Origin of the sequence: Pantoea sp. FN0305 (genome assembly GCF_050113845.1) — a bacterium.
Taxonomy (GTDB): domain Bacteria; phylum Pseudomonadota; class Gammaproteobacteria; order Enterobacterales; family Enterobacteriaceae; genus Mixta; species Mixta alhagi.
The window spans coordinates 93122-119337 of sequence record NZ_JBNJSN010000006.1; the positions used below are offsets into that span (position 1 = coordinate 93122).

24 protein-coding genes and 1 other RNA gene are annotated in these 26216 nt (G+C 54.2%); 8 read left to right on the forward strand and 17 right to left on the reverse strand.

Annotation, left to right across the window (positions count from 1 at the left end):
• Positions 1-60 precede the first annotated feature (60 nt).
• The gene (gene rsmI, locus ACQE3Y_RS13315) at positions 61-924 is read left to right on the forward strand and encodes a 16S rRNA (cytidine(1402)-2'-O)-methyltransferase (RefSeq protein ID WP_426973302.1); all 864 of its coding nucleotides are present in this window, start codon (positions 61-63) and stop codon (positions 922-924) included.
• A gap of 32 nt (positions 925-956) precedes the next feature.
• Positions 957-1334: RNase P RNA component class A (rnpB, locus tag ACQE3Y_RS13320), an RNA gene on the forward strand.
• A 68-nt stretch (positions 1335-1402) separates the two neighbouring features.
• Here rnpB and ACQE3Y_RS13325 read toward each other — a convergent pair.
• From ACQE3Y_RS13325 to pmbA, 11 genes are all read right to left on the reverse strand, one after another.
• Positions 1403-3313, reverse strand: coding sequence for a BglG family transcription antiterminator (locus tag ACQE3Y_RS13325; RefSeq protein ID WP_426981869.1), 1911 nt, complete (start codon positions 3311-3313; stop codon positions 1403-1405).
• A gap of 40 nt (positions 3314-3353) precedes the next feature.
• Positions 3354-3653, reverse strand: a complete 300-nt coding sequence (locus ACQE3Y_RS13330) for a beta-propeller fold lactonase family protein (protein ID WP_426973299.1) — start codon at positions 3651-3653, stop codon at positions 3354-3356.
• A 46-nt stretch (positions 3654-3699) separates the two neighbouring features.
• Complete coding sequence (gene dagF / locus ACQE3Y_RS13335) at positions 3700-4440, reverse strand: 2-dehydro-3-deoxy-phosphogluconate aldolase (RefSeq protein WP_426973298.1); 741 nt, start codon at positions 4438-4440, stop codon at positions 3700-3702.
• On the reverse strand, positions 4437-5558 hold the full coding sequence (locus tag ACQE3Y_RS13340; protein WP_426973296.1) for a DgaE family pyridoxal phosphate-dependent ammonia lyase: 1122 nt from the start codon (positions 5556-5558) through the stop codon (positions 4437-4439). Before ACQE3Y_RS13340 ends, dagF begins: the two co-directional genes overlap by 4 nt.
• Entirely contained in the window at positions 5542-6675 is a 1134-nt protein-coding gene (locus ACQE3Y_RS13345) for an amidohydrolase/deacetylase family metallohydrolase (protein WP_426981870.1), read from the reverse strand. Before ACQE3Y_RS13345 ends, ACQE3Y_RS13340 begins: the two co-directional genes overlap by 17 nt.
• A 47-nt stretch (positions 6676-6722) precedes the next feature.
• Positions 6723-7367: a DUF4310 family protein gene (locus ACQE3Y_RS13350; protein ID WP_426981871.1), complete on the reverse strand. Its 645-nt coding sequence runs from the start codon at positions 7365-7367 to the stop codon at positions 6723-6725.
• A gap of 13 nt (positions 7368-7380) precedes the next feature.
• A complete protein-coding gene (locus ACQE3Y_RS13355) occupies positions 7381-8157 on the reverse strand; it encodes a DUF4311 domain-containing protein (RefSeq protein WP_085069922.1) in 777 nt (258 codons plus the stop codon).
• 33 nt (positions 8158-8190) lie between these two features.
• Positions 8191-8490, reverse strand: a complete 300-nt coding sequence (locus ACQE3Y_RS13360) for a DUF4312 family protein (protein ID WP_250650944.1) — start codon at positions 8488-8490, stop codon at positions 8191-8193.
• A 2-nt stretch (positions 8491-8492) separates the two neighbouring features.
• On the reverse strand, positions 8493-8849 hold the full coding sequence (locus tag ACQE3Y_RS13365; RefSeq protein ID WP_085069919.1) for an SFCGS family glycine-rich protein: 357 nt from the start codon (positions 8847-8849) through the stop codon (positions 8493-8495).
• Positions 8850-8904: 55 nt separating this feature from the next.
• On the reverse strand, positions 8905-9234 hold the full coding sequence (locus tag ACQE3Y_RS13370; protein ID WP_426973291.1) for a glycine dehydrogenase: 330 nt from the start codon (positions 9232-9234) through the stop codon (positions 8905-8907).
• A 406-nt stretch (positions 9235-9640) separates the two neighbouring features.
• The gene (gene pmbA, locus ACQE3Y_RS13375; protein ID WP_426981872.1) at positions 9641-10981 is read right to left on the reverse strand and encodes a metalloprotease PmbA; all 1341 of its coding nucleotides are present in this window, start codon (positions 10979-10981) and stop codon (positions 9641-9643) included.
• A 175-nt stretch (positions 10982-11156) separates the two neighbouring features.
• Here pmbA and yjgA point away from each other — a divergent pair, with 175 nt between their 5' ends.
• Positions 11157-11702: a ribosome biogenesis factor YjgA gene (gene yjgA / locus ACQE3Y_RS13380; RefSeq protein ID WP_085069914.1), complete on the forward strand. Its 546-nt coding sequence runs from the start codon at positions 11157-11159 to the stop codon at positions 11700-11702.
• A 95-nt stretch (positions 11703-11797) separates the two neighbouring features.
• On the opposite strand, the gene mpl is transcribed toward yjgA, so the two are convergent.
• A complete protein-coding gene (mpl, locus tag ACQE3Y_RS13385; RefSeq protein ID WP_426973288.1) occupies positions 11798-13153 on the reverse strand; it encodes a UDP-N-acetylmuramate:L-alanyl-gamma-D-glutamyl-meso-diaminopimelate ligase in 1356 nt (451 codons plus the stop codon).
• Between the two features lie 168 nt (positions 13154-13321).
• Here mpl and fbp point away from each other — a divergent pair, with 168 nt between their 5' ends.
• The gene (gene fbp / locus ACQE3Y_RS13390; RefSeq protein ID WP_426973286.1) at positions 13322-14329 is read left to right on the forward strand and encodes a class 1 fructose-bisphosphatase; all 1008 of its coding nucleotides are present in this window, start codon (positions 13322-13324) and stop codon (positions 14327-14329) included.
• Between the two features lie 70 nt (positions 14330-14399).
• Here fbp and ACQE3Y_RS13395 read toward each other — a convergent pair whose 3' ends face one another.
• Positions 14400-15965, reverse strand: a complete 1566-nt coding sequence (locus tag ACQE3Y_RS13395; protein ID WP_426981873.1) for a methyl-accepting chemotaxis protein — start codon at positions 15963-15965, stop codon at positions 14400-14402.
• Between the two features lie 238 nt (positions 15966-16203).
• On the opposite strand from ACQE3Y_RS13395, the gene ACQE3Y_RS13400 reads away from it, so the two are divergent.
• Both ACQE3Y_RS13400 and ppa read left to right on the forward strand, forming a co-directional pair.
• Entirely contained in the window at positions 16204-16653 is a 450-nt protein-coding gene (locus tag ACQE3Y_RS13400; protein ID WP_426981874.1) for a DUF441 domain-containing protein, read from the forward strand.
• A 102-nt stretch (positions 16654-16755) separates the two neighbouring features.
• Positions 16756-17286 carry an inorganic diphosphatase gene (ppa, locus tag ACQE3Y_RS13405; protein WP_250650950.1) on the forward strand — a complete coding sequence of 177 codons (531 nt, stop codon included), beginning with the start codon at positions 16756-16758 and terminating at the stop codon, positions 17284-17286.
• Positions 17287-17347: 61 nt separating this feature from the next.
• On the opposite strand, the gene ACQE3Y_RS13410 is transcribed toward ppa, so the two are convergent.
• The 3 genes from ACQE3Y_RS13410 to tamA are packed head-to-tail and all read right to left on the reverse strand — an operon-like array spanning position 17348 to position 23213.
• Positions 17348-17704, reverse strand: a complete 357-nt coding sequence (locus ACQE3Y_RS13410; protein WP_426973282.1) for a gamma-glutamylcyclotransferase family protein — start codon at positions 17702-17704, stop codon at positions 17348-17350.
• Positions 17705-17706: 2 nt separating this feature from the next.
• Positions 17707-21477 (reverse strand): autotransporter assembly complex protein TamB, encoded by a 3771-nt coding sequence (tamB, locus tag ACQE3Y_RS13415; protein WP_426981875.1) that lies wholly within the window; start codon positions 21475-21477, stop codon positions 17707-17709.
• On the reverse strand, positions 21474-23213 hold the full coding sequence (tamA, locus tag ACQE3Y_RS13420; RefSeq protein WP_426981876.1) for an autotransporter assembly complex protein TamA: 1740 nt from the start codon (positions 23211-23213) through the stop codon (positions 21474-21476). Before tamA ends, tamB begins: the two co-directional genes overlap by 4 nt.
• A gap of 508 nt (positions 23214-23721) precedes the next feature.
• Between tamA and ACQE3Y_RS13425 the strand changes: the two genes are divergently transcribed.
• On the forward strand, positions 23722-25044 hold the full coding sequence (locus ACQE3Y_RS13425) for a hemolysin family protein (RefSeq protein WP_250650954.1): 1323 nt from the start codon (positions 23722-23724) through the stop codon (positions 25042-25044).
• Between the two features lie 84 nt (positions 25045-25128).
• Here the strand turns inward: ACQE3Y_RS13425 and ACQE3Y_RS13430 are convergent, their stop codons facing one another.
• Entirely contained in the window at positions 25129-25335 is a 207-nt protein-coding gene (locus tag ACQE3Y_RS13430) for a DUF1107 domain-containing protein (RefSeq protein ID WP_085069893.1), read from the reverse strand.
• Between the two features lie 320 nt (positions 25336-25655).
• On the opposite strand from ACQE3Y_RS13430, the gene ACQE3Y_RS13435 reads away from it, so the two are divergent.
• Positions 25656-26210 (forward strand): YtfJ family protein, encoded by a 555-nt coding sequence (locus ACQE3Y_RS13435; RefSeq protein ID WP_426981877.1) that lies wholly within the window; start codon positions 25656-25658, stop codon positions 26208-26210.
• The last annotated feature ends 6 nt before the right edge of the window (positions 26211-26216 follow it).

The window sequence follows — 26216 nt, forward strand, 5'->3', positions numbered from 1 at the left end:
CTGTATCCAGTAAGTTTTTTTCAGGATGCTCAATATTAAATCGGCAATTCGGATGAAACAATGAAACAACACGATCGGGCAGAGATTTCTGCCAGCACGCTCTATATTGTACCCACCCCAATAGGCAATCTGGGCGACATCACCCAGCGGGCGCTGGCGGTGCTTACAAGCGTCGATCTGGTGGCTGCGGAAGATACACGTCATACCGGACTGTTGCTACAACATTTCGCCATCAATGCGCGACTGTTCGCATTACACGATCATAATGAGCAGCAAAAAGCGGAGCTGTTGCTGACGAAACTGCAGGAAGGCCAGAGCATAGCGCTGGTCTCCGACGCCGGTACGCCATTAATCAACGATCCCGGCTATCATCTGGTGCGCCGCTGTCGCGAAGCCGGTATCCGCGTGGTACCGCTGCCGGGTGCCTGCGCCGCGATCGCCGCGCTGAGCGCTGCCGGTTTGCCCTCCGACCGCTTTTGTTATGAAGGCTTTTTACCGGCCAAAAGCAAAGCGCGTTGCGATACGCTACGCGCTCTGGCTCAGGAACCACGTACGCTGATTTTTTATGAATCAACCCATCGTCTGCTTGATAGCCTGCGCGATATGATCAGCGAACTGGGGGCAGATCGCTATGTGGTGCTGGCGCGTGAGATCACCAAAACCTGGGAATCGATTCACGGTGCGCCGGTAGCGGAGCTGCTGGCGTGGATTGAAGAGGATGAGAACCGGCGTAAAGGCGAAATGGTGCTGGTTGTCGAAGGGCATCATGCCGATGAAGAGGCGCTGCCGATCGAAGCATTGCGCACCCTGGCGCTGCTGCAAAAAGAGCTGCCGTTAAAAAAAGCGGCGGCGCTGACGGCGGAAATTCACGGCGTGAAAAAGAACGCGCTGTATAAATATGCACTCGAACAGCAAGAAGGATGACAAAACGTTCAGAATGCCCTATTATCCGCGCCGAAGCTGACCAGACAGTCGCCGCTTTGTCGCCGTCCCCTTTCGGGGGAGACGGGCAGAGGGGAGGAAAGTCCGGGCTCCATAGGGCAGGGTGCCAGGTAACGCCTGGGAGGCGCAAGCCTACGACCAGTGCAACAGAGAGCAAACCGCCGATGGCTCATTCGTGAGCACAGGTAAGGGTGAAAGGGTGCGGTAAGAGCGCACCGCGCGTCTGGCAACAGTTCGTGGCACGGTAAACTCCACCCGGAGCAAGGCCAAATAGGGGTTCACAAGGTACGGCCCGTACTGAACCCGGGTAGGCTGCTTGAGCCAGTGAGCGATTTCTGGCCTAGATGAATGACTGTCCAAGACAGAACCCGGCTTACCGGTCAGCTTCACTCTTTACAAAACCCCGCTTCGGCGGGGTTTTTGCTTTATATCGCGGCAAACAGGGCTGAACAGGTATCGCTTACAGGCGACTTAAACAGTCCAGCGCCACGCTTTTAAAGCTGGCGAAGTCGCTGCTGTCGCGCAGGCGCGTCATGGCGCGCTCGCGCATAAAGGTCACAAACAGATCGTAGATCGCCATCGCCTCTTCATAGTCATCCTTGCTGATGGCTAACAGGAAAATCACATAGGCGGTTTCTTCTCCCCAGATGATGCCCTGCGGCGCTAATACGGTATAGACCACGCTTTTTTTCGCCAGCAGGCCCAGCGAGTGCGGCAGCGCAATCCCCTCGCCCAGCATGGTACTGAGAATCGCTTCGCGCTCCTCAACGGAAGGATAAAAGCTCGCGTCCACGAAGCCCTCCTGCTCCAGCTGCAGGCACAGCTGGCGAAACAGCTGTGCCTGCTCCATCGGCCGATCGATAATGCAAAAGTGACGCGCGTCGAAAAATCGCTCCAGCATGTAAGGTTTCGTGCGATCCACCAGCACCTGTTTTCCCAGCTGCTCCAGTTGATAATCGGTGGGGAAAGGTGACATCACCACTATTGGCTTGCCCTTCTCGCTTAACCGCACGGTGGAGATAACAAAATCCTCTTCAATACTCTCCTGCATCTCATATTCACGCAGCGAAATGATGCGCGTGACAACGATTTGGGGATATTTACGCAGCAGCATCGCCTGAATCATGCGTACGGTTGAATTGCCGGTATCGCATACCAGCATGACTTGAGGATGACGCTGATAGCCCACGTTATAGTGACGCTCCAGGCCAACGCCGATATGCAGCACCAGAAAACCGATCTCGTTTTCACTGATCACATACGGCGTATATTTACTCCAGCTGGAAACGGCCGCCAGCGTCACGTCATACGCCATCGGATAGTGCTGCTTGATATTGGTTAACAGCGGATTGGGAATAGTGATTTGATAGCGGACGCGGGTGATCATGGTTTTGATATGCGTAAGCAGATCGGCACGCAGCTGCTGGTCGTTTTGCAGGTTATAGTTGTAGTGGGTGTTGATATAGCTAAGGATGTAATTCACCAGCGAATCGCCATCGTCGGCGCTGATAGCGCTGGGCGCGATCTCTTCTACCCGTCGGGCGGCGATATTCAGACGCAGCCAGGCCTCTTCTGCAGGCGCAATAACTTTACCGGTAATCGGGCGCATCAGGTTAATGATATGGCGCGCCGCCGCCTGCACATCGCTCTCCACCTCATCGGCGCTGAAATCGGAAAGCGGATAGCCTTCGCTGATGCGGCGCACCGCAACGGCACAGTAAAGACGCAGGTAAAGTTCGCCCTCGTCGGTCATACGGATATTAAAACGCGCAAAGCACTGCAACAGCAGCGGCTGAAGCGTCAGCAGCACACCGCTGTTGAGCGCTTCCATCTGCAAAAGCGGGTTTTCACTATTTTCCTGCGCAATCTGATAGAGCAGATCGGTCAGGCAGGTACGAATCGCCATTTCACTGCCGAACAGCTTCATGCCGTAGCGCGGGCGCGCCTCAATGGTAAGCTGATAGCGGCTGAGCCACTCCCTGACTTCCGCCATATCGCTTTGCAGCGTGGCGCGGCTGACAAACCACTCTTCCGCCAGATCTTCGAGCTTGATCGCCCAGGCCGACGTCAGAAAACGCGTCAGCAGATAATGAATGCGCTCTGTTGAGGTACGGGGAATGCGCAAATGCGCCGGCGACTGCTGCGTCAGGCGCTGATAGCGCACCGGATCGAGAATACGCAGCTGATAGCCTTCGCCGCGACAGAGCACAAACAGCGCACCGTGATCGGCCAGCATCTCGTTAAGCATATTAATATCGGTACGCACCGTGCGCGTGGAAACCGCAAAACGGCGCGCCAGCTCATCCTGCGGCAGCGTCTCTTTTTGCAACGTATCAAATAATTGAGCCAGTCGCTGGTTCGGAAATCTCACGGCAGCTCTCCCCCTGTTGGCTACGTAAATTAACGTATCATCATGGCACAATCACCATCTGGAACGGCGCACCAATGGCAGTGTAGTCATCACTAAAACGCAGCATTCCGCTGCTGCTATCAATATAAAAACGCGTAAGGTTGTCGCTGTGCTGGTTAAGCACATAGCGCGTTTTGCCATCTTCGGACAGCGTCAAGTCGCTACGCGTCCGGAGACGCTCGATCAGGGTCAGCGTCCCGTGCGGCTGATAAGTTCCTGTAAACGCAAAAGGGGTTGCCGCAGCCAGCGGCGCAACGCCAAACAATGCCACAGATAAGGCGACAATCAGCTGTTTTCGCATAAGATTATCCTGAATCAGTATGCCGTTGCGCTGCTCCTGCCGGGCGTTAGCCCACCAGCCTTTTGGTTATCGCCAGTAGCGTTTTGACATCTTCAGGTCGCGTATCGCCAGAGCCTTGATCGATAATAGAACTGTAAATATGCGGAATAATTTTGCTGACGCCCGCATCCAGCGCAATCTGTAAAATCGCCTCATAGTTGTCCAGATCGATACCGCCGGTCGGCTCCAGCCAGAAATCGTGCTCGGCACAGGCCTGCGCCACTGCAGTAAACTCATCTCTCGCCTTCAGGCCGCCCATAGGGAAATATTTTATCGAGCTGCCGCCCATATCTTTCAGCATGGCGATGGCGGTTTCAACCGGCACGATCGCATCTGGCGCCTGGGCGCTGAGTGGTCCGGTGGAAATTTTAACTTTCCCCGGCGTTCCGGTGGGCGATACCAGGCCGTTGACCACGGTTTGTTGCTGCCCCAGCAGCGCGCGGCTGGTTGCTACGCCGGTAAATACCTGATTAACATGCTGCGGCTGTACTTCACCAGAGATCTCGCTGACCATCGCCGACTGACGCGGGTCGCCCGCGCCCAGCCCAACGGAAAGCGCATTATCAATCAGCGCGGCATACTGACGCATATCGTCGACGGCACGCTCCACGCTGGCGTAATTTTTCGATAATACGCCAACCAGCACATGGCCTTCGGCCGCCTGCCAAATGGCCCGGGCGTTATCTTTTGATCCTGCCAGAACGTTCAGGCAAACCCGGTGGTGATAAAAGTTTGGCGTCAGCGTCATGCTTGTTTCTCTCCTGTAAGTAAAGCTTTAATGCTCAGATAAATGGTGTTCAGCTGCGCCGGCGTTACGCTGCGTACGTCAGCTTCAACGATGCCTTCATTGGCCTTGTAGCCACGAAAATAGATTGCGACCGCGCCATTTTTCAGCGCCTGTACCAGCTCGCCGGTGGTCTGTCCGATAGCCGCCTCGTCAAAATGGATCTCGGCACGGGCAATATCGCGTCCGGCGGCATCCCAGACCACCCGGGCGTTAACGCCATTCAGCGTGTTCAGGTTGTCGATAAAAGGCGTCATTTTTTCCACCATCTGCGCACCGCTCTCTTTTTCCTGCGTCAGATAGTTTTCGATGGCCTGCGTCAGGCCAAGAATGCCCTCTTTTCCCACTTTCATCGCCCGACCAATGCCTGATGACTGGCGCTTAACCCACTCAACATACTGCTGTTTCCCGACCACCAGGCCGCTGGTCGGCCCTTCGATCGCTTTTGCGCCGCTGTAGATCACCAGATCCGCACCGCACTGGTAGTAGCGCTGGAGATCTTCTTCCGCTGCCGCATCAACAATCAGCGGGACATTATGTTTACGCGCCACCACTGCCGCCTGCTCCACGCTCAGATGGCTTTTCTGCACGCAGTGATGTGATTTGATATACAAAATGGCTGCCGTTTGGGGCGTTATCGCCGCAGAAAGCTGCTCTGCGGAGCATTCATTGGCATATCCTGCCTCTACCAGACGACCGCCGCCCAGCGCCACCATGGTGCCCACCGGCGCGCCAAAGTTAACGTTATGTCCTTTTGGCAACACGATATCGTGCGGCACCGTAAGCGGCGCGGCGTGCAAATTCTCCAGTAGCCAGGCGTTATCCTTCACAATCACCGCCGCTACCGACTGGGCGATCCCCGCAGAAGCACAGGAGACCACCAGCGCATTTTCCGCACCGAGTAGTCTGGCGATCCAGGCACCGGTTTTATCCACCAGATCCTTCATTTCAAAATAGTGGTTCAGGCCATATTTCACTGTATCCACTACGTCTGCCGATGGCGTGGAGACGCCAAGAATCGTCATACGCCCGGAGGCGTTGATCACCTGTTTCAGATGATATTTCTCATAAATTGAAGACATTTTTTGCTTTCCCTTCATCGGTAACCATCCACTGACCAGCAACGACCGCCGCCAGCGGGGTGAAATGCTGCGCTCCCTGTACGGTTTCGCCTTCTGAATCCAGCAGCGGGCGCGCCTCGTGGCTCAGCGTAAACAGGGTAAGATCGGCATCGAAACCGGGTTCCAGTCGCCCTTTATGCGCCAGACGCAGCCCCTCTGCCGCTTTCCAGGTCACACAGTCGATTATCTGCGGCAGCGTCATGCCAATACTGAGAAACTTCGACATAACGTGCGCCAGGCTCTTCACCGGTCCCTCGATCCGATTACGGCAATAAATATCAGAGCTGATGGTATCGGGCAGAATGCCCTGCGCGATGGCGCGCCGCGCTACTTCAAAGCTGAAGCTGGCGCTGCCGTGGCCGACATCCAGCCGTACGCCACGCTGCAGCGCTTTTTTCACCGCCTGTCGCAGCTCGCCTTCTGGCGTCAAAATGCGGTTCGGCTTGCCGTTATAGCAGTGGGTAATAATGTCCCCTGCGGTCAGCAGCCCGGCGATATCGTCCAGATTCGGCGGGTTATTGCCGATATGCACCATCAGCGGCAGATCACCATTCTCCTGCTGGATCTCTTTTGCCAGCTGCAGCGGCCGGATGCCGTTTTCTCCCACCACGCTGCTGCTGATACGCGCCTTGATGCCGACAATAAAACCAGGCAGGCGCTGTAGCGCAGCGTGCACGGCGGGCTTATCGATCTGGCTAAGATCGGCCAGCTCGTTTTGCGTGACGATGCCGGTACGGGCGATATTAAGCAGCGCATAGACCTGCGTTCGCGCTTCACGGGTTAGCTGCCGGAGATCGTCGACATCATCCGCGCCGGTGCTGCCCGCATCCACCACGGTGGTCACGCCAGTCGCGACGCCGATGCTGTCCGCCTCATCATAATAAATCGGTGATTTGGGATAACAGTGAACGTGCGAATCAATCCAGCCTGCGCTGAGATAAACACTGCCATCCAGTAGCCGCTCATCTTTTGCTGGCGCGGTTACCTCACCAATGGCGGCAATTTTCCCGTCCTGGATAGCGATATCGACCAGCCGCTCATCCACCAGACGGGCGCGACGAATAATCAAATCGAACATAACAACTCCTTCTGGCGGGCCGGCCTGGGCAGCAAGCCCGCTGTGGTTTACAGCGCCACCGGAAAAATAGCGCCCAGCACCATTGCGCCAAGGATCGCGCCGCCGGTAATCGGCTTATTCCACAGGTAAAACAGCAGCGCGCCGATCAGCGAACCGAGACCGATAGGAATAGAGGCACCCATCGCAGAGAGGATAATTAACGGTCCGAGGAAGCGCCCGGAGGCGTTGCCTGCTCCCATCATCACATCTGCGCCGTAGGTAGAGTCGCTCTGGTTGATGGTGAATTTACGCGCCAGAATAATGACATAGCCAATCGCCACGCCGATAATCAGGCCGGTCACCAGCGAAGCGGCAAAGTTCGCCACCGGAAAGATAATGCCTGCGCCCAGCAGCAGCGCCGGAACGCCCAGCCCAACGCCGGTCTGAATCGCACCGCCGATATCCAGAATGCCCACCAGCGAGCCTTCGATAATGCGTGCAAACAGAAAGCTGGCGCCAAAGGCGGCTACCGCGCCGTAGGCGCCGGTTTCCATCCCGGCGCGCAGCATGGAAACAAAGGCAACTTCGTTAAAAGCGCCGATGCCATACAGGTAATACATATGGGTACCGGCGAATACACCGGCGGAAAGCAGGCCAACAAAGATCGGGAAGGACCAGTCGGCGTACCAAAATCCACTTTTAGTCTCGTTCATCGTATGCTCCCGGTTATTTGCCGCTCAGGCTGTTATGGATCATCTCAAGCCAGCCCGGCACGCCCGCATGGAATGATTCCAGCAGTTTGATATCGAAGCCGCGGAAAAAACCGCTCAGCACAAACAGCAGAACAATCGAGACCATCATGACTTTGGTGACTTTGTTCCAGCCGCTTTCTTCCACGCCTTTGCCAATCAGAATGCCCAGCACCAGGCCTGGCACGGCGTTGCCCATAATCAGCTGCGCCAGCCCGCCAAAAATCGTGGCCCAAAAGCCTGATTTTTTTCCGGCATCAATCGCTGCCAGCCAGAAGATCACCGGCATGACCGTATTCACCAGCAAATTAGCGGCCGGAACCAGTACCTTGACTGCCGTGACCTGTAGCGCTTCCGGCACCGCCGAAGCGGTTGAGTTCAGGAAGGCCACCACAAACATGCCGATAAGGCCGCAGGCAATCGCCATTTTTTTCGGGTCGTGTAGCGTTTCAGCGACGTTGCGGTTTTTGATCATGAGCGCGGCCGCGCCCCAGTTAGGGATAATGCGGTGATCCACATCCTGCGTAAAAGAACCGGCGGCCACCGAGGAGGCCCATGCGTTAAAGAAGAAGCCGAGGCCAAAGGAGAAGTGAGAGGCAGGATCGCCTTCACAGGAGTTAAGTTCGCCCAGTGTTCGAAATGCGCCCATGCCCTGAGAGGTTGGCGCATGGAACATGCGCGCGGCACCTGCGCCGACGCCCACGCCGACCAGCCCCCCAATCACCAGCGACTTAAGCAAAATAATTAAAAACATCAGTTTTTCCTTATGTCTTATCGCCTAACGTTTTTATTGCGCGATCGTAAATTCCACCTTGTCGGTATCAATCACGGTCACGTTGACGGTAATTTCCAGCTCCACGCTGTAGCTCCGTCGTTCACGCGGCAGAAAAAAGAACAGAAACTTCTCTTTTCTGACGCTTTGCTGCGCACGAATAACCTTTACGTCCTGTGGCTCGATGCGCAGCAAAACTTTCTGGGTGGACTGCAGCACCTTGTGCTGCACATGGCTGAGCGCATCGGCAAAAGCTCTGCTTTGCGTATCGCCTTTGCCGCTGACCAGAACCGAAGTGGTGAATTGCTGTTTCATGTTTAGCTGCCGTATTTTTTATTCCAGGCCAGCACCAGCTTCTCGCCCAGTTCCTCTTTATCCATAAAGCCAAATCCCAGTACGTTGGCGCCTTCGTTAATCGCCGTCACGCCTTCATCTATCGAGCGCATGCCGTGTTTGGCCTTATAGCCATATTTGTTTTGCGCCGTGATCGCGCCTGCACCGCCGCTGCCACAAAAAGAGATGCCGAAGTCGGCGTTTTCCGCCTTCATCACATCGCCCAGTTTCATATCCGCCGCGACGCCAGGCACCACTACCGCACGCCCGCCCGCTTTTTCGATCCCGGCCGCAACTTTTTGTCCTTTACCTAAACGATCGCCAATCACTACGGTTACCATATTGCGTTCCTTCTGTTGGGTTGCTAACTGCTGGCTGGCCTCGGCCTGCCGTTGATTAATTTGATTTCGCTACTTCGAAATGAACCGAAAGCAGCCACGTCTCTTCACGCGGCAGGTTGCCAAACAGATCCACGACCTGCTGTGCCAGCCGCATTGATTCAGGAGAGATATCCTCAAACAGTTCCGCTTCAACTTCTGGCAGCGGCTCACCGGTTAATGAGCGCAGCGCCATAGCGCGTACGTGGGAAGCCAGCATCTGTTGCTGTACCGCATTGGCATGAATAGCCTCTGCGGCAAAGATCTGGTCTATTTGTTTTTTTACCTGTTCGGCAAGCGCATCTATTTCTGCATCGCTGACCGGCTTTTGCACCGCACTGTTATTCACCTTTCCCACTCCTGATTGCCTGAAGGTCCATTTGTTTCGCGTTGGAAACAAAGTAGCGCTATCGCCGGTGGGTTTGTAGCCCGAATTTTTCCGCCACGAAGTGGAAATAACAGCGCATCCGCTGCGCAAAGTCGCAAAAAAGTTATTCTGTGCAAAATAAGGGGAAAAGAAACCCATTTCATGCAGGGAATAGCGCGAATTTACGCAACAGTCAGAAATAAACAGCGGGAACGAAAAAGAGGGAAACGCCCTATTTGTTTATAAATAAGAAAAAGTTATGAATAAAAAATGGTGAGGAAATGTGAGTTGGCACCCATTATTTAGTAATAGGTTAAAAAGAGGCATTTTATGGTGCTGATTACAAAAACCGGATACGCCAGCGCACCCGGTTTTTATATTTATTCCATTATTGTCCGGCGATGCTCATTTCCGGCAGCAGCACGGAGCCGCACTGGATATTACTACGTGTTTCAATATCGTTGCCTACGGTCACAATATTACGCCACATATCTTTCAGGTTGCCGGCAATGGTAATCTCGCTTACCGGATACTGAATTTCGCCATTCTCAACCCAGAATCCCGCTGCGCCGCGTGAATAGTCACCGGTGATGCCGCTTACGCCCTGCCCCATCAGCTCAGTGACAACCAAACCCTTGCCCATCTGTTTAAGCAGATCGTCAAAGCTGCTGCCCTGACCCGCGATACGCCAGTTATGGATGCCGCCCGCATGACCGGTGCTTTGCAGCCCCAGCTTACGCGCCGCGTAGCTGGTCAGCAGCCAGGTTTGTAGCACGCCCGCCTTGACGATCTCACGATCCTGAGTGCGTACGCCCTCGCTATCAAACGGCGTGGAAGCCAGCCCTTTTAACAGATGCGGCTTTTCTTCAATGGTCAGCCATTCCGGCAGGATCTGGGTGCCCAGCGCATCAAGCAGGAAGGTGGATTTACGATAGACGCTGCTGCCGCTGATTGCGCCGACCAGGTGACCAAACAGGCCAGTTGCGACTTCCGGGGCGAAAATGACCGGTGCCTTCATGGTTGGCAGCTTGCGCGGTGCCAGGCGTGACAGAGTACGGCGTGCGCACTCTTGCCCAACCCACTCTGGCGACTGAAGATCGTCTAATGCGCGGCCAATGGTATAGGCGTAATCACGTTCCATATCCCCTTCCGCTTCGGCGATCACGCAGCTGGAGAGCGAGTGGCGGCTGGAGCAATAGCTTTGCAGCATACCGTGACTGTTGCCAAAGACTTTAATCCCGACGTGACTGTTGAAGCTGCCGCCTTCGGTATTGGTAATACGTTTATCCGCCTGCAGCGAAGCCTGCTCCGCACGCGCCGCCAGCTCGATCGCTTTGTCAGGATCGATCTCCCACGGGTGGAAAAGATCGAGATCCGGCGCGTCAAAGGCCAGCAGCTCGCGATCGGCCATCCCGGCATAGGGATCGGGCGAGGTGTAACGGGCGATATCTACCGCTGCCTGTACGGTGCGTTTGATTGCGTCACTGCTGAGATCGGTGGAAGAGGCGCTTCCCTTGCGGTTTTGGTAGTAGACAGTAATGCCCAGCGCGCCATCGCTGTTAAACTCAACGTTTTCTACCTCACCATAACGAGTACTGACGCCAATACCCGTGGTTTTACTGACCGCTACCTCAGCGCCGTCGGTACCTGCTTTCGCCAGCTCCAGCGCCTGGGCTACCGCCTGCTCCAGCACTTTACGTTGTTCTGCAACCTGAGTGAGTATTTTCATTGATCTACCATAATATGATGAGTACGGTCTGCCTGCGCCGGCGGGTCCTGCTGAGCCAGACATTGCAAGGCAACGCGTGAGTTGTATCCTTATCTGGAGTCTAACAGAGTCAGAGAACAATTTCGCAGTAGCCGCGTAACCTGATAGCATTAGCCTCTTTTTCAGGAGCCTGATAATGACGAAACACCCCGAAGAGTGGCTCGACGACGTACCGGATAATCAAGAAGAAGAAGATGAAGAGATTATCTGGGTCAGTAAGAGTGAGATTAAACGTGATGCCGAGGAGCTAAAGCGACTCGGTGCGGAGATGGTCGATCTGGGGAAAAACTCTCTTGATCGCCTGCCGCTGGATGAAGAGTTGCGCGACGCGATCGAGCTGGCGCAACGCATCAAGAAAGAGGGCCGACGCCGTCAAATGCAGCTGATTGGCAAGCTGCTGCGCGCGCGCGATCCCGATCCGATCTACCAGGCGCTGGATAAGCTGAAGAACCGGCATAACCAGCAGATTGCACTGTTCCATAAGCTGGAAGCGATGCGCGACCGTTTAGTCGAACAGGGCGATGACGCGATGCCTGAGGTGCTTAACCTCTACCCACATGCCGATCGCCAGCAGCTGCGCAGCATGATCCGCAACGCGCAAAAAGAAAAGGCCGCCAACAAACCGCCAAAGTCGTATCGTCAGATCTTCCAGTATCTGCGCGAACTGGCTGAAAGCGCGTAAGTTGTCGTCCCCCGCAGCAACAGCGTTACGCTCTCTACACTGAGCGTAACGCTGACTTCCCACCGTTAATGATGCGGTTTGCGCTTAACGTTCCGTTATTTTGCTAAGCGATCCAGCAGTTTCTGATGAATACCGCCAAAGCCGCCGTTGCTCATTACCAGAATGGTATCGCCCGGATGCGCATGTTTGGCGATCATCTCTACCAGGGCATCAACATCAGCGCTCCAGAAAGCGGGCTGGATGCAGGCATCCGCCACTTCTGCTACCTGCCAGGGAATATGATGCGGCTGGAAAAGAAAGACTTCATCGGCACGCCCCAGAGCAGGCGCGAGGTCATCTTTGCTGACCCCCAGCTTCATGGTGTTCGAGCGTGGCTCCAGCACGGCAAGGATACGGGCGGTGCCACCTACTTTGCTGCGTAGCGCAGCCAGCGTCGCCAGAATCGCCGTAGGATGATGAGCGAAGTCGTCATAGACTTTAATGCCGCTGGCTTCGCCGCGCAGTTCCAGACGCCGACGCGCGTTGATAAATTCATCCAGCGCGCGTCCGGCATCTTCCGGCTTCACGCCAACGTGTCGCGCAGCGGCAATAGCCATCAGGCCGTTATGCATGTTGTGTTCGCCCACCAGCGACCAGTTCACTTCCGCAACGCGTTCGCCATCCAGCCAGGCTTCCCAACATGAAGCGTCCGCCGTCACTTTTTTCGCCTGCCAGCGGCCGTTCTCACCCACCGTTTCCTGCTCGCTCCAGCATCCCATCGCCATTACCTGTTTCAGGTTGGTATCGTGCTCCGGCAGCAAAATTTTGCCCTGACCCGGCACGATACGGACTAAATGATGGAACTGCTTCTGAATTGCGCGCAGATCGTCAAAAATATCGGCGTGATCGAATTCGAGGTTGTTCAAAATCAGCGTGCGCGGGCAATAATGAACAAACTTGGAGCGCTTATCAAAAAAGGCGCAGTCATATTCGTCAGCCTCAATCACGAAGAATGGGCTTTTTCCTAAAGTTGCCGATACCGAGAAATTTCCCGGCACGCCGCCAATAACAAACCCCGGTTCCAGCCCGCAAGCCTGTAAAATCCACGCTGTCATGCCTGCGGTGGTGGTTTTCCCATGGGTTCCCGCAACGGCGATCACCCAGCGGTCGCGCAGCACAAAATCATGCAGCCACTGCGGTCCGGACATATAGGGAATATTGCGCTCAAGCACCGCTTCAACGCAGGCGTTGCCCCGCGTCATTGCGTTGCCGATAATGACTAAATCGGGCGCGGGATCGAGCTGACTGGCGTCGTAACCCTGAATCAAATCAATGCCTTGATTCTCCAGCAGCACGCTCATGGGCGGATAAACGTTGGCGTCAGAGCCGGTGACTTCATGGCCCATCGCACGCGCCAGCATCGCCAGCCCGCCCATAAAAGTGCCACAGATACCCAGGATATGAATACGCATAAAAGATCCGTTTTCGAAAAAGTTCGGGGCACAGTGTAGCGCCGAGCAGCGCGGGAAGAAACGGATTTGACCTATGGTCTTTGCGGTTCATTCCGTTAAACTGCGATGGCATACGTTGCAGCTTTGTACCCTATGCTGCTACTCCATCGTAGATTCAGGGATTGTGTTATGAAAACATTAGGCGAATTCATCGTCGAGAAGCAACACGACTTTCCGCATGCCACAGGTGAACTGACGGCGCTGATCTCCGCTATTAAGCTCGGTGCTAAAATTATCCATCGCGATATTAATAAAGCCGGGCTGGTTGATATTCTGGGCGCCAGCGGCGTTGAAAACGTTCAGGGCGAGCAGCAGATGAAGCTCGACCTGTTCGCCAACGAAAAACTCAAGGCGGCGTTAAAAGCGCGCGGCATCGTAGCCGGTATCGCGTCTGAAGAAGAGGACGAAATCGTTATTTTCGAAGGCGTGGAAAATGGTAAATATGTGGTTTTAATGGACCCGCTGGATGGCTCGTCGAATATCGATGTCAACGTGTCGGTCGGTACGATTTTCTCTATTTATCGTCGCGTGACGCCACCCGGTACGCCAGTGACCGAAGCGGACTTTATGCAGCCGGGCAATAAACAGGTGGCTGCGGGTTACGTGGTTTACGGCTCCTCAACCATGCTGGTTTATACCACGGGCTGTGGCGTACATGCCTTTACCTACGATCCGTCGTTGGGCGTATTTTGCCTGAGTCAGGAGCGTATGACCTTCCCGGAGAAGGGCTATACCTACTCCATTAACGAAGGCAACTATATTCGCTTCCCGCAGGGCGTGAAGAAGTACCTGAAGTTCTGTCAGGAAGAGGATAAAGCGACACATCGTCCTTATACCTCGCGTTATATCGGCTCTTTGGTAGCGGATTTTCACCGCAATCTGCTGAAGGGCGGCATCTATCTCTATCCCAGCACCGCCAGCCACCCCAGCGGTAAGCTGCGCCTGCTGTACGAGTGCAACCCGATGGCCTTCCTCGCCGAACAGGCGGGCGGTAAAGCCAGCGACGGTAAAAACCGTATCCTTGATCTGCAGCCGGAAGCGTTGCATCAGCGTTGCCCCTTCTTTGTCGGTAACGATGCGATGGTTGAAGATGTCGAGCGCTTTATGCGTGAATATCCAGACGATCATCAGGCTTAAAAGATAAACAAGGCCGCCCATGATTCGGGCGGCCTTTTTCATTATGGCCCGATGCGCCTGCCTGCTGCGCTTATTTCGCTATACTTACCCGAAACTGCGACATGCTACTTACCATCTGACGCGACTGCTCTTCCAGCGACTGCGTGGCCGCTGTGGCCTGCTCGACTAATGCGGCATTTTGCTGCGCCACTTCATCCATCTGACTCACCGCCTGATTGATCTGCTCGATATCGTGGCTTTGCTCCAGCGATGCGTCAGAAATCTCTCTCATCAGGGCGGTAACATGTTTCACTTCGGTCGCGATAGCATTTATGGTTGCGCCGGCGCGCTGCGCCATGTCGCTCCCCTCTTTCACCCGACCTTGCGACTCGCCAATTAACTGACGGATCTCTTTTGCCGCTCCTGCGCTGCGCTGCGCCAGGTTGCGCACTTCACTCGCCACCACGGCGAAGCCGCGCCCCTGCTCCCCGGCGCGCGCCGCCTCCACCGAGGCGTTCAATGCCAAAATATTGGTCTGGAAAGCAATGCCGTCAATAACGCCCAAAATATCAGCGATATGGTTGGCGCTTTCAGCTATTTCCTGCATCTTGCCGGTAACGCTGCTGACCTCTTCAGCACCCGTTTCGGCAGTAGTGGAAACATTGCGCGCCAGCTGATGCGCCTGCAAGGCATTGTCAGCGTTCTGTTTCACCGTCAGGGTTAATTTTTCAATGCTGTCCGCCGTTTGCTTCAGCGAGGCCGCCGACTCTTCTGTGCGCTGTGACAGGTTGAGATTGCCTAACGAAAGTTCACGACTACCCACATCGATTTGTAACGAGGCTTCCATCACCTGGCTAACGGAATCAAGCAGTCCCTGTTGCATTTTTCTCATCGCTTCAAGTAAGCGCCCCAGTTCATTGCGGCCCGCATCCGGTATCGGCTGCGTCAGATCGCCGATGGCGATATGTTCCAGCTGTTCAACCGCCTGATTCAATGGTTTAAGCAGCACCGCTTTTAATGTCATCCATGCGATAACCAGCAGCGTCAGGGTTAACAGGCAGCAGACGATAATACTGATCTGCATTACCTGCTCATTCAGTTTCGCCTGCTCCAGGCGCATATTGCTGATTTGATTAGCGTCCTGCGCGAAGGCATCAAACGCCTGTTGATAGCCGCCGGTAGAAGAGGTAAGCACATTTCCTACCAGCTGGTAATAAGCACTGGCGTCTTTATTTTCCAGCGCCTGTAATAAAGGGTCGATGCCTTGTTGTCTGTAACGTTGATAGCTGGCTTCAAGCGACGTAAATAGCTCTTTGCCGTTTTCTGTATCGATATGACTGGCAATGACCCTGTCCATCGCTTTTTGCGCTTGTTGGATATAACCGATCACGCGGGTAATATTTTTTTCTGCTTCCGCCCGTTGATTATTGCTGAGTTGGTAAAACGCCGTCGCCGCCGTGGCACGTGCGCGAAACAGATTACTGTTATGCTGATAAAGCGGACTGATGATCTCGCTGTCGATATAATCAATTTCCTCAAGAAAATCATTTGATTTTTGCACCGCGCTAAGCCCAATAACGCTGACGATAAGCAACAGCAGCGTGACTGTTGTTAGCAGGAAAATTAATGCTGTACGCAACGATATATTTTTCAACATAAGATAGTTTCCATAAAATAATACATTCTGCGTTCCTTCGTCTGAAGATCATGGTGAATTCTTATTGTTCTCTATAAATATCGGCATAATTAACAAACTCTATAACGGACATAACTTACTAATTTGCGTACTAATGATATTTCTGCGCGTTAATACTTCTGGCGCAGCCACTGCTCGCCTCCGCCGGTATCCGTTGTTATAGTATTTTTTTGTTTCCTGTCGGGTCATGGAGCGTTACATGACGGCCTTTACCTCAATATGTATTTTGCTGGTTCTCGGTGGTTTGAGTTTGTTGGTTCACAATACCGCCGTGACGCTCTCCGTCGCGGCGTTGTTGGTGATTAAATTAACGCCGCTGTCACAATTTTTCCCCTATATCGAAAAGCAGGGGCTGACCCTGGGGATCATCATTCTTACTATTGGCGTGCTTTCGCCGCTGGTCAGTGGCTCTCTGCCGCTTAATACGCTATTGAAATCTTTTCTCGACTGGAAATCATTGCTGGCGATTGCGGTAGGGATCCTGGTTTCCTGGCTCGGCGGGCGCGGCGTCACGCTGATGAGCAGCCAGCCAACCATTGTCGGCGGCCTGCTGATCGGTACGATTATCGGCGTTTCCCTGTTTCGCGGCGTGCCGGTGGGCCCGCTGATCGCGGCCGGACTGGTTTCGCTGTTTATTTTCAATAAATAACCCTGGCTGGAGCATTCCGAAAGCGGAAAAAGGGGGCATACTTTCATTGTCAGTTGGCTATAATAGCCGTCACTCAACTTATGACGAATGAAGGAAAGCGAGATGAGTTTGAACCAGGTTCCTGCCGGTAAAGACCTGCCAGAAGATATTTATGTCATTATCGAGATCCCGGCTAATGCCGATCCGATCAAATATGAAGTAGATAAAGAGTCTGGCGCGCTGTTTGTTGACCGCTTTATGTCGACTGCTATGTTCTATCCGTGCAACTACGGTTATATCAACCACACGCTGTCTCTGGATGGCGACCCGGTTGACGTACTGGTGCCGACACCGTATCCGCTGCAGCCGGGTTCAGTCATTCGCTGCCGTCCGGTTGGCGTGCTGAAAATGACCGACGAATCAGGTGAAGATGCGAAGCTGGTTGCCGTACCGCACACCAAGCTCTCCAAAGAATACGATCACATTAAAGATGTGAACGATCTGCCGGAACTGCTGCGTGCCCAGATTACCCATTTCTTTGAACATTACAAAGATCTGGAAAAAGGCAAGTGGGTTAAAGTTGAAGGTTGGGATAACGCGGAAGCGGCCAAAGAAGAGATCCGTACCTCTTTCGAACGCGCTGCGAAGAAGTAATGCCCATCGGGTGAGAGCCCTCTTACCACTATGTAAAGCCACCTCCAAAGGAGGTGGCTTTTTATTCACCTGATGAAATATTATCCCGTTGCAGCCAGTCGCCGCTTGGGATATGCGTCAATCCTGCTACCGATCGTTGATACACGTACAGCCAGGCGCTGCCGTACGGCGTCTGAATCAGCTGACGCTTATACTCGCCGCCGCGGGTTCGAAGCGCGTCCAGTTCACCTAACGTACTGGCATCAATTCGGTAAACTTCACCATATACGGTGCCCTCTCCCGGCACGACGCCGGGATAGAGACCAATATTGTAAAGATCGTAGCCCTCGATCTGATGATCGCCGAGCCACTGCGCGTTTGTCATCCAGTGACTATTTCCCTGTTTGCGCCGTAAACTGCCGTAGACAATTATTCGCATTGCTAAAACTCAAACTGATAGAGCAAATCGAGTGCCTGGTCGACGCCGGACACTGCTTCCAAATAGAGCTTAGGCATCAGGCGATAACGCAATGTCAAAGTCGCCAGTGAATCAAAGATACCCACTCCATATTTTACTTGTAGACCCGGCAGGACATAACCGCTGACCTGAACCTGCTGGCTGTCACCGACACCGGCAGTATCAAGGGCAAGATTGCTAACGCCGAAGGTCTCGCCGATTTTACCCACAATTTGACCACTTTGCGCAACCCCTAAACCAACAAGGGCGGAAGTCAGGGCGTTGCTGTCGCCATCCGCATCCAGTCCCTGCCCGCGCAACAGGTAAGAAAGCGCTTCCTGCTGCGACATCGCCGGATCGGAGAAAATCTCCGCTTTTGGCTCATCCGCCAGCCCGGTCACACGCAACCCGGCGGTCACATCATCCTCGGTTGCCTCGGGATTACGAATGGCTTCCAGATTGATATAAGGCTGATCCGGCGGCCCGGCAAACTGCAGTTCGCCTTTACGCACCAGCAGATCCTGTCCATAAGCATGGAAACGACCGGAGGGGATATTGATCTGACCATTCAGTCCCAGCCCGCGTTTATCCTGTACCAGCTTGAGATCGCCATTCAGCTTCGCTTTCAGGCCAAAGGCGCTGAGACGGACATCATCGCCCACGTGAATAATCAGATTACTGTTAATTGGGATTGCCGCCGTTTGTGGGGTTACTGGCTGTAGATTTTCATCCAGCAGCACCTCATCGGAAGAGACGCCGGCGGCGCTCTCTGGCACCTCCTGAACCGTAATTCGCGCCCAGGGCACATCCACCTTACCGTCAAGCGTAAAGGCGATGGGCGAAGCATCGAACGTCAGATCTGGCGAAACATCCATGCGCACCATCGGCGGAACGGTCACCCGCACGCGATCGCCGCGTGCGGCAATATGAGCGCGCCAGTTATCCAGCTGGCTCCAGTCGGCATTGCCGTCCAGGTTAATCTGTCCGTGCGCAGTCTGGATTAACCCCGCCAGCGTTGAGCTCATGCCGTTAAATGCCATCGTCAGGTTAGCGCTGGTCAGATCAACCGGCATAAAACTGCCTTCCACGTCCACATCACGCAGCCCCAGCTGCCCATAAACCAGCGGCTTTTGCAGGTTACCGCCAAGGCGCAGATTGCTGTTGAGCATACCTGCCACCTGTTCGCCGCGCATCAGCGCCGGATTAAACAGCGCCAGCGACATGTTGTTGATATTGATATTGCCGGAGAGATTACGGCGGTTTTGTGGATCGCTAATCTGAACCTTGCCGTCAAACTGCCCGTTATTGGCAATGCGCAGCAGCCACTCTAGCTGCGCCTGGCCGTTACGCATGGCAGCGTTAAGATTCAGGGTATCGAAGGCGATCGGCAGCGCATTACCCTGCACATCCTGCGTGACTTTAACGCCGTTGCCTTTCAGCGCTACCCGTCCGGTAGGCAGCGAGCCGTCGCTATGCCAGCTAACATCGGCATCGCCGCTGAACACGCCTACCAGCTGCGTCTCTTGCGGCAGGAAAGGCTTAATCATCGCCAGGTCGAAGCGGTTTAGCGTTACGCGTGCATGACCGTCCGGCCCCGCCTCAATCGGCTGCGGCACGCAGAGCTGCGCATTGGGATTGCGCCAGCAGTGCGCGCCAATGGTCGCGGTTTGTCGCGCGTTCTGATAATCAATTGAGATGGCGCGGGTGAGTCGCCACTCGCCTACCGGCGTATCAAAGAAGGTGTTATTCAGCGTCCCCTGCCAGCGTTGCTGCTGACGATCGAAACTGCCGTTCAGCGCCAGCTGGCCCGAAACCGGATCGCCGTTGACGTTAAGCTTCACCTGGTGTTTCTGCTCATTGCCGTCTGCGTTCAGCGTTAGCTGATTAATCGCCAGCGATGCCTGCTTCAGCTGTTCAACGCGCAGATGTAGCTTGCCTGCCACCTGTTCGCTTGATTTCACATCACCATCCAGCCGCACGCGGGCAATGGTCAGCTCCTGCCAGCGCAGGCCGGTGGCGGTAATATCTGCCAGCAGTTGCGGCGCCTGTAGCGTTCCGCGCGCTTTGATGGTGCCTTTCGCCACGCCGCCCAGACCAGGCAGCGCGTTGTCCAGATGCGGCGCGTCAATATTGGCATCCAGGTTAAGCGCATCACCCAGTTCCCCCTTCAGATCGATATTGTTGCGTCCCAGCACCAGTTTAATCCCGGGAATATTCCACTGGTTGTAGCTGTTGCCATACAGCGAGCCATCTGCCGAAACTGCGTTCTGCCGCACTTTGCCGCGCAGCCGGAGTTCCGGCACGCGCATCTGCCAGCTCCCGCCATACAGGCTGCCGCGCGTGGTGACTTTACCCTCCAGCGTGGCGGGCCAGTCAGGATAGTGCCGGGCAGTATTAATCCCGTTCAGCGTGAGTTCGCTGCGCCAGCTGATCGCTTTGCTCCAGTCCACCAGACCGCTAAGATCGGCATGGCCTTGTAACGTCGACAGCCGCAATTTATCAAGGCTGAACTGTTCAACATTGCCCTTGCCGTCCAGCGCCAGATCGGCTGGCGGAATGGCTTCGCCCTGCAAAGCGGTGCGCAACGACATCACATAGTCGGTTGCCTTGCCGCTAAAGCTGAAATCCAGATTATCCGCATGATACTGCGTTGCGCCACTGAGCGGCCAGCGCAGCTGTGGACTGGTTAATTTTAGCTGCAGCGGCAGACCAACGGTGGCCAGCTCGGTTTGGCCGGTAAGCTGTGCATTCAGCGGGCCGGAGAGATTCACTCCCAGCTGAAGCTGCTGACGCATAGCGCCGCCAAGCGTCATTTTGATCTTCTCGCCCTTCAGCGGCTCGACGTTCAGCGCGCCGTTGAGGTTGAAAGCTACCGGCCAGTTACCGGCAAGCTGCGCCTGTCCACTGGCCTTAAGCTGCCCCTGCGGCGAATCAATATCCAGCGTTTGCAACTGTAACAGACGATCCTGCGTTTTCGCTTTCAGCAGTAAACGATTGACTGCCAGCTCGGTATCGCCGGTGATCCGCAGCTGTTCGCCCACGATCTCCTGTACCTCAATATCAAGCGGCAGGCGGAAATCAGGCATCGCTGGCAGCAGCGGCTGCTCGAACATTGCTTTCAGCGTTTCGCCCAGCGGTTTCTCCTGCGCCTGAGGCTGCTGGATCTTGGGTTGTACCACCTGTTCATTAGCCACCTGCGCCGCTTTCGGCAGCGCGATAAGCAGGCTCTGAATACGCGTTGGCGTTAAGGTAAGCGCACGCTCCTGCCAGTGCAGGCCGGTAGAAAAATCGAGCAGGGAAATTGCGGTATTATCAATTTTAAGATTGATATTGTGCAGGCTGAGATGACGCAGCGTAATGGGATAAGGCGTACTGATCTCACCGCTGCCGCTCTCTTCTTCCGGCGGCGGTGCGTTGGATGGCGTCATTTTGCTGCTGTCCACCACAACATTGAGATCTTTCAGCCCAAGATCGTTAACGCAGAACGCGGAGTTTTTCAGACAGCCCAGCTGTACGGCCAGGTGGAATTCGCCAGCGTTCAGCGTTACGCCCGGCATTTCATAGCGCACCCCTTTCAACGTCAGGTTACGCCAGCCGCCATTCACCTGCTGAATAGATAAACCTGGCACCCAGCGCGCTGCGCCGTTCAACAGCAGATGCAGGCCGGGCGTAGTGCCCACCAGCAGCAGCCCGCCGCCTGCCAGCACTGCTAAAAAAATCAGAATCCCAATCAGGACCTTTTTCCATAGCTTCATAGTTCAGGCCCCAGTCCGATGTAAAACTGCAAACCGTGTTCCTCTTTATCACCCACAGGCCGCGCCAGGTCGAACTTAATCGGCCCAACCGGCGAGGCCCAGCGTACGCCTATACCGACGCCGGTTTTAAAGTTGCTTCGCTTGATATCGTTCACCGCTTCGCCGGAATCCACAAATACCGCGCCCCACCATTTGCCGGTCACGTTGTATTGATACTCCAGCGAGCCGATCGCCAGTTTCGACGCCCCGGTCAGCTTGCCGTCATCATTGCGTGGAGAGATGCCTTTATATTTGTAGCCGCGAATACTGCGGTCGCCTCCGGCGAAGAAACGCAGATCGGGCGGCACTTTTTCAAAGTCGTTGGTTTCAATCCAGCCGAGGTTGCCGCGCGCCACAAAGCGATGCCGCTCCGCCAGCGTACGGATCCAGACGTTTTGCGCCTGTAAAACAAGAAAATCGACATCCGATCCCCAGGTGGTATCAGAAATATCGACAGAATAGCGTTGGGAGTCGCCCCAGTCTGGCATCAGCCCGCCGCGCGAGCGGGTGCGGTTAACACTGACGCCGGGATAGATCAGCATGGTGGTGTTGGTGACGTTCGCCTGGGTAAAGTGATCCAGACTCCAGCGCAAATTGATGGCTTTTTGCCAGCCGGAGCTGTTATCCCAGTAGCGCGACAGCGCCAGCGTGCTGGAATCTGCTTTGGTATCGTTCAGGTCGGTGCGCTTCAGGCCGCCCTGAACCAAATAATATTGTTCCAGCGGATTTTTCAGCAGCGGCACCTTATAGCTAAAATCAAGCTGCTGCTCAGGTGCTGATAGGTTGGCACTGGTCGACAGGCTGTGTCCGCGTGAATTCACCCACGGCTTACGCCAGGTGGTTTTCAGCCGCGGCCCGACGTCAGTAGCGTAGCCGATGCCGGTTTCAATGGTGTTTTCGGTGCGCGGCGAGACCACGCCGCTCAGCGGTAAAACTTTATCCGCCGTGGTTTTATCGAATTCCGGCGCGACCACCACTGAATTAAACCAGCCGGTCGCCGACAGGCGACGGTTTAGCTCAGCCAGATCGCGTGAGCTGTAATAATCGCCTTCGTGAAACGGCACCAGGTTTTGCAGATACTCATCGCGGATCTGCGATCCTTCAAAGGTCACGTCGCCAAAGCGATAGCGCTTGCCGCTGTCGTAATCGAGATCCCAGAACGCTTCGCGGCGCTCTACGGATACGCCCAGCTGACTTTTCTTGAAATCACCGTCAAAATAGCCGTTGCGCAGCGCCAGATTGGTAAAGCCTTTTTTGAAACTTTCATACTTGCCGTGATTAAGAATGGTGCCGTTTTCAGGACGTCCCTCTCTTACCCACTGCTGATACTCCGCATCATTACGCGCATCGCCGCGCAGAATAATGGTGCTACCGGCGATCTTTACCGGCTCGCCTGCTGAAACGCGTGCAATCAGTACCGGTCTGCCGCCTTTTGCCGGAGCCGGACGGCTTTCAAAATTGATATCAGATTCGTAGTAGCCCAGCGCGCGCAGCCCTTCTTCAATGGCTTTTTTAACCCGCGCACGAAAACGGCCGTCAGCACTCACTTCATCGGTATCGATTGTGGAAAGCTGTGCCCTGACGTTTTTCTGCAAATCTCCGGTTAATCCCTCGAGCTGTAAGCGAATGTTCGCGGCCTGAGCGCCAGGCGCTGCTATCAGCAAACAGGCTATGCAATAGAGATGAAATCGTGGCACGCTTACTCCTGTTAATGTTGCCGAATCCCCCTTTTTCCCAGGGGACAAATAACATTGCGAACCAACAGGCGCTAATGTCGATGTCGAGTTTGGTTAACAGCATAGCTTTCCTCTTGCCGTTGCGACTATGCGCACAGCAAATAAAAAAGCGCCCCAAAAGCAAATTTTGCCGTTATTGTCGGCAAAGCTGCGCCGCGTTACAACCAACAATGCTGCTTGTTCGCGCAATAACGGCGAATATGGTTGTTTTAATGCCCCGGGAATGTCCGCTTGTTTATTAAACAAGATGGCGCAGCAACAGCGCTGGCGGGCTGAGCAGAGCTACTGCTATAATCCACAGCGGCCGCTTATGCGGCTGTTATCATCCCTTTCTGCCCCGACCTGTGTGTCGAACCGGCGCAGACATTTTTGGCACGGATAGCCCAGCATAAATGGAAAGCTGCAGTGATGCCGCAACGCGCGCTGCCCAGGCCAAAAATGACAAGTATCAAAAACCAACGGAATCTTTATGTTAGATAGCTTGCTTGTCATACTCGTGTTGATTGCGATCAGCGCCTTCTTTTCTCTGTCAGAAATATCGCTGGCCGCCGCGCGTAAAATTAAACTCAAACTGCTGGCCGATGATGGCAATATCAACGCGCAGCGCGTGCTGAAAATGCAGGAAACGCCGGGGATGTTCTTTACCGTGGTGCAAATTGGCCTGAACGCCGTGGCTATTCTTGGCGGTATCGTTGGCGACTCCGCTTTTTCTCCTTCTTTCCAGAAACTGTTCGATGGTCTGGTTTCGCCTGAACTGGCGGAACAGCTCAGTTTTATCTGTTCCTTTACCCTGGTGACCAGCCTGTTTATTCTGTTCGCCGATTTGACGCCAAAGCGTATCGGGATGATCTCGCCGGAAGCTATCGCGCTGCGCATTATTAATCCCATGCGTTTCTGTTTGCTGATGTTCCGCCCGATGGTGTGGTTCTTCAACGGTATGGCGAACATGATTTTCCGCCTGTTTAAAATTCCCATGGTGCGTAAAGACGACATCACCTCTGACGATATTTATGCCGTTGTGGAAGCGGGCGCGCTGGCGGGCGTGCTGCGCAAGCAGGAGCATGAGTTGATTGAGAATGTGTTTGAGCTGGAATCGCGCACGGTCCCTTCTTCAATGACCTCGCGCGAGAACATTATCTGGTTCGATCTGCATGAAGAAGAAAGCAGCCTGAAAGAGAAGATTGCGCTGCATCCCCACTCCAAGTTTTTAGTCTGTAACGGCGATATCGACCATATCGTCGGTTATGTCGATTCCAAAGAGCTGCTGCTGCGCGTGCTGGGTAATCAAAGCATGGCGCTCAACAGCGGCCTGCAAATCCGTTCTGCGCTGATTGTTCCTGATACCCTGACGCTTTCCGAAGCGCTGGAAAGCTTCAAAACCGCCGGTGAAGATTTTGCGGTTATCATGAACGAGTACGCGCTGGTAGTGGGCATTATTACGCTGAACGACGTAATGACCACGCTGATGGGCGATCTGGTAGGGCAAGGGCTGGAAGAACAGATTGTCGCCCGTGATGAAAACTCCTGGCTGGTAGAAGGCGGCACACCGATTGATGATGTGATGCGCGTGCTGGATATCAACGAGTTTCCGCAGTCGGGCAACTATGAAACCATCGGCGGCTTCATGATGTACATGCTGCGCAAAATCCCCAAGCGTACCGATTTTGTTAAGTTTGCAGGCTATAAGTTCGAAGTGGTGGATATTGATAGCTATCGTATCGATCAGCTACTGGTTACGCGTATTGATGAACGTCCGGCAACCCTGACGATAAACAAAGATATGGAAGAATAGGAAGGTTTGCAGGATTTTTCAGGCGGCTCAGCCAATTGTTTGCCGCCAGACAGCACAAGGGCGCGTTAATCGCGCCCTGTTTTATTACTGATACTCTGCCTGCAGCCGAAGCACCTGACGGTTGACTTCCGACATTACGCTAAAATGCTGCTTGTCTTTAACGCGTGGAACGAGGATTTTGCCTTTATCGAACTCGAACGCGCCTACATCCTTGATGTAAATCCTTCCTTTAAACAGTGTTTTAACGTATTTGGCGATCTGGAAAGGATTATAACGCTGAAAAATCTTCATGTTGCTTTCAACTCCTGAAAAATTAATACGCTCCGCCGTTGCCAAAATCGGTACGAGCCCTTGAAGCGCAAAGTGCCGGTAAACTATAGAACATCGTCCGCTTCCTGTGTTCCTAAAATTAACTTTTTTTACTGTATTGACACATCATTACAGGAGACTCTGTTAATGCACTCATATAAAGCAGTATAAACCCCCTGCCTGAGCCAATTTGTGCAGTCAGCCGCAAAGCTGGCAAGTTGATGCGACAGCAGCATAATGGCTGCTTATTATTTCAAAAACATGACCAACTGGTCGGATCACCCGCCAACATGGAGATAATAATGAGACACGCCCCGCTCGCCCTCGTATTTAGCCTGTTGCTGCCTTTTAGCAGCCATGCTCATGATTTTGTCAACGGCCAGCGCGTTGCGCCGGTAGGCATCAGTGATAAAGGAGAGCTTAACTATCAACAGGATAATTTTAGCTATCGGCCGTGGAATAGCGCGCAGCTGATCGGTAAAGTGCGCGTGGTGCAACATATGGCCGGACGCTCATCCGCTAAAGAGAAAAATGCTGCGCTGTTGGAAGCGATAAAACAGGCGCATCTGCCGCAGGATCGCTATCAAACCACCACCATTATCAATACTGACGACGCTATCCCCGGTACCGGTATGTTTGTGCGCAGCAGCATTGAGAGCAATAAGAAACAGTATCCCTGGTCACAGTTTATCGTCGACAGCAACGGTGCGGCGAAACGGGCCTGGCAGCTGGAGGATGGCGGCTCTGCGGTAGTGGTGTTAGATAAAAATGGCAGGGTGCGCTTTGCGAAAGATGGTGCGCTGACGGCGCAAGAAACGCAGCAGGTTATCTCCCTGCTGCATCAGCTGCTTAAATAGATGCAC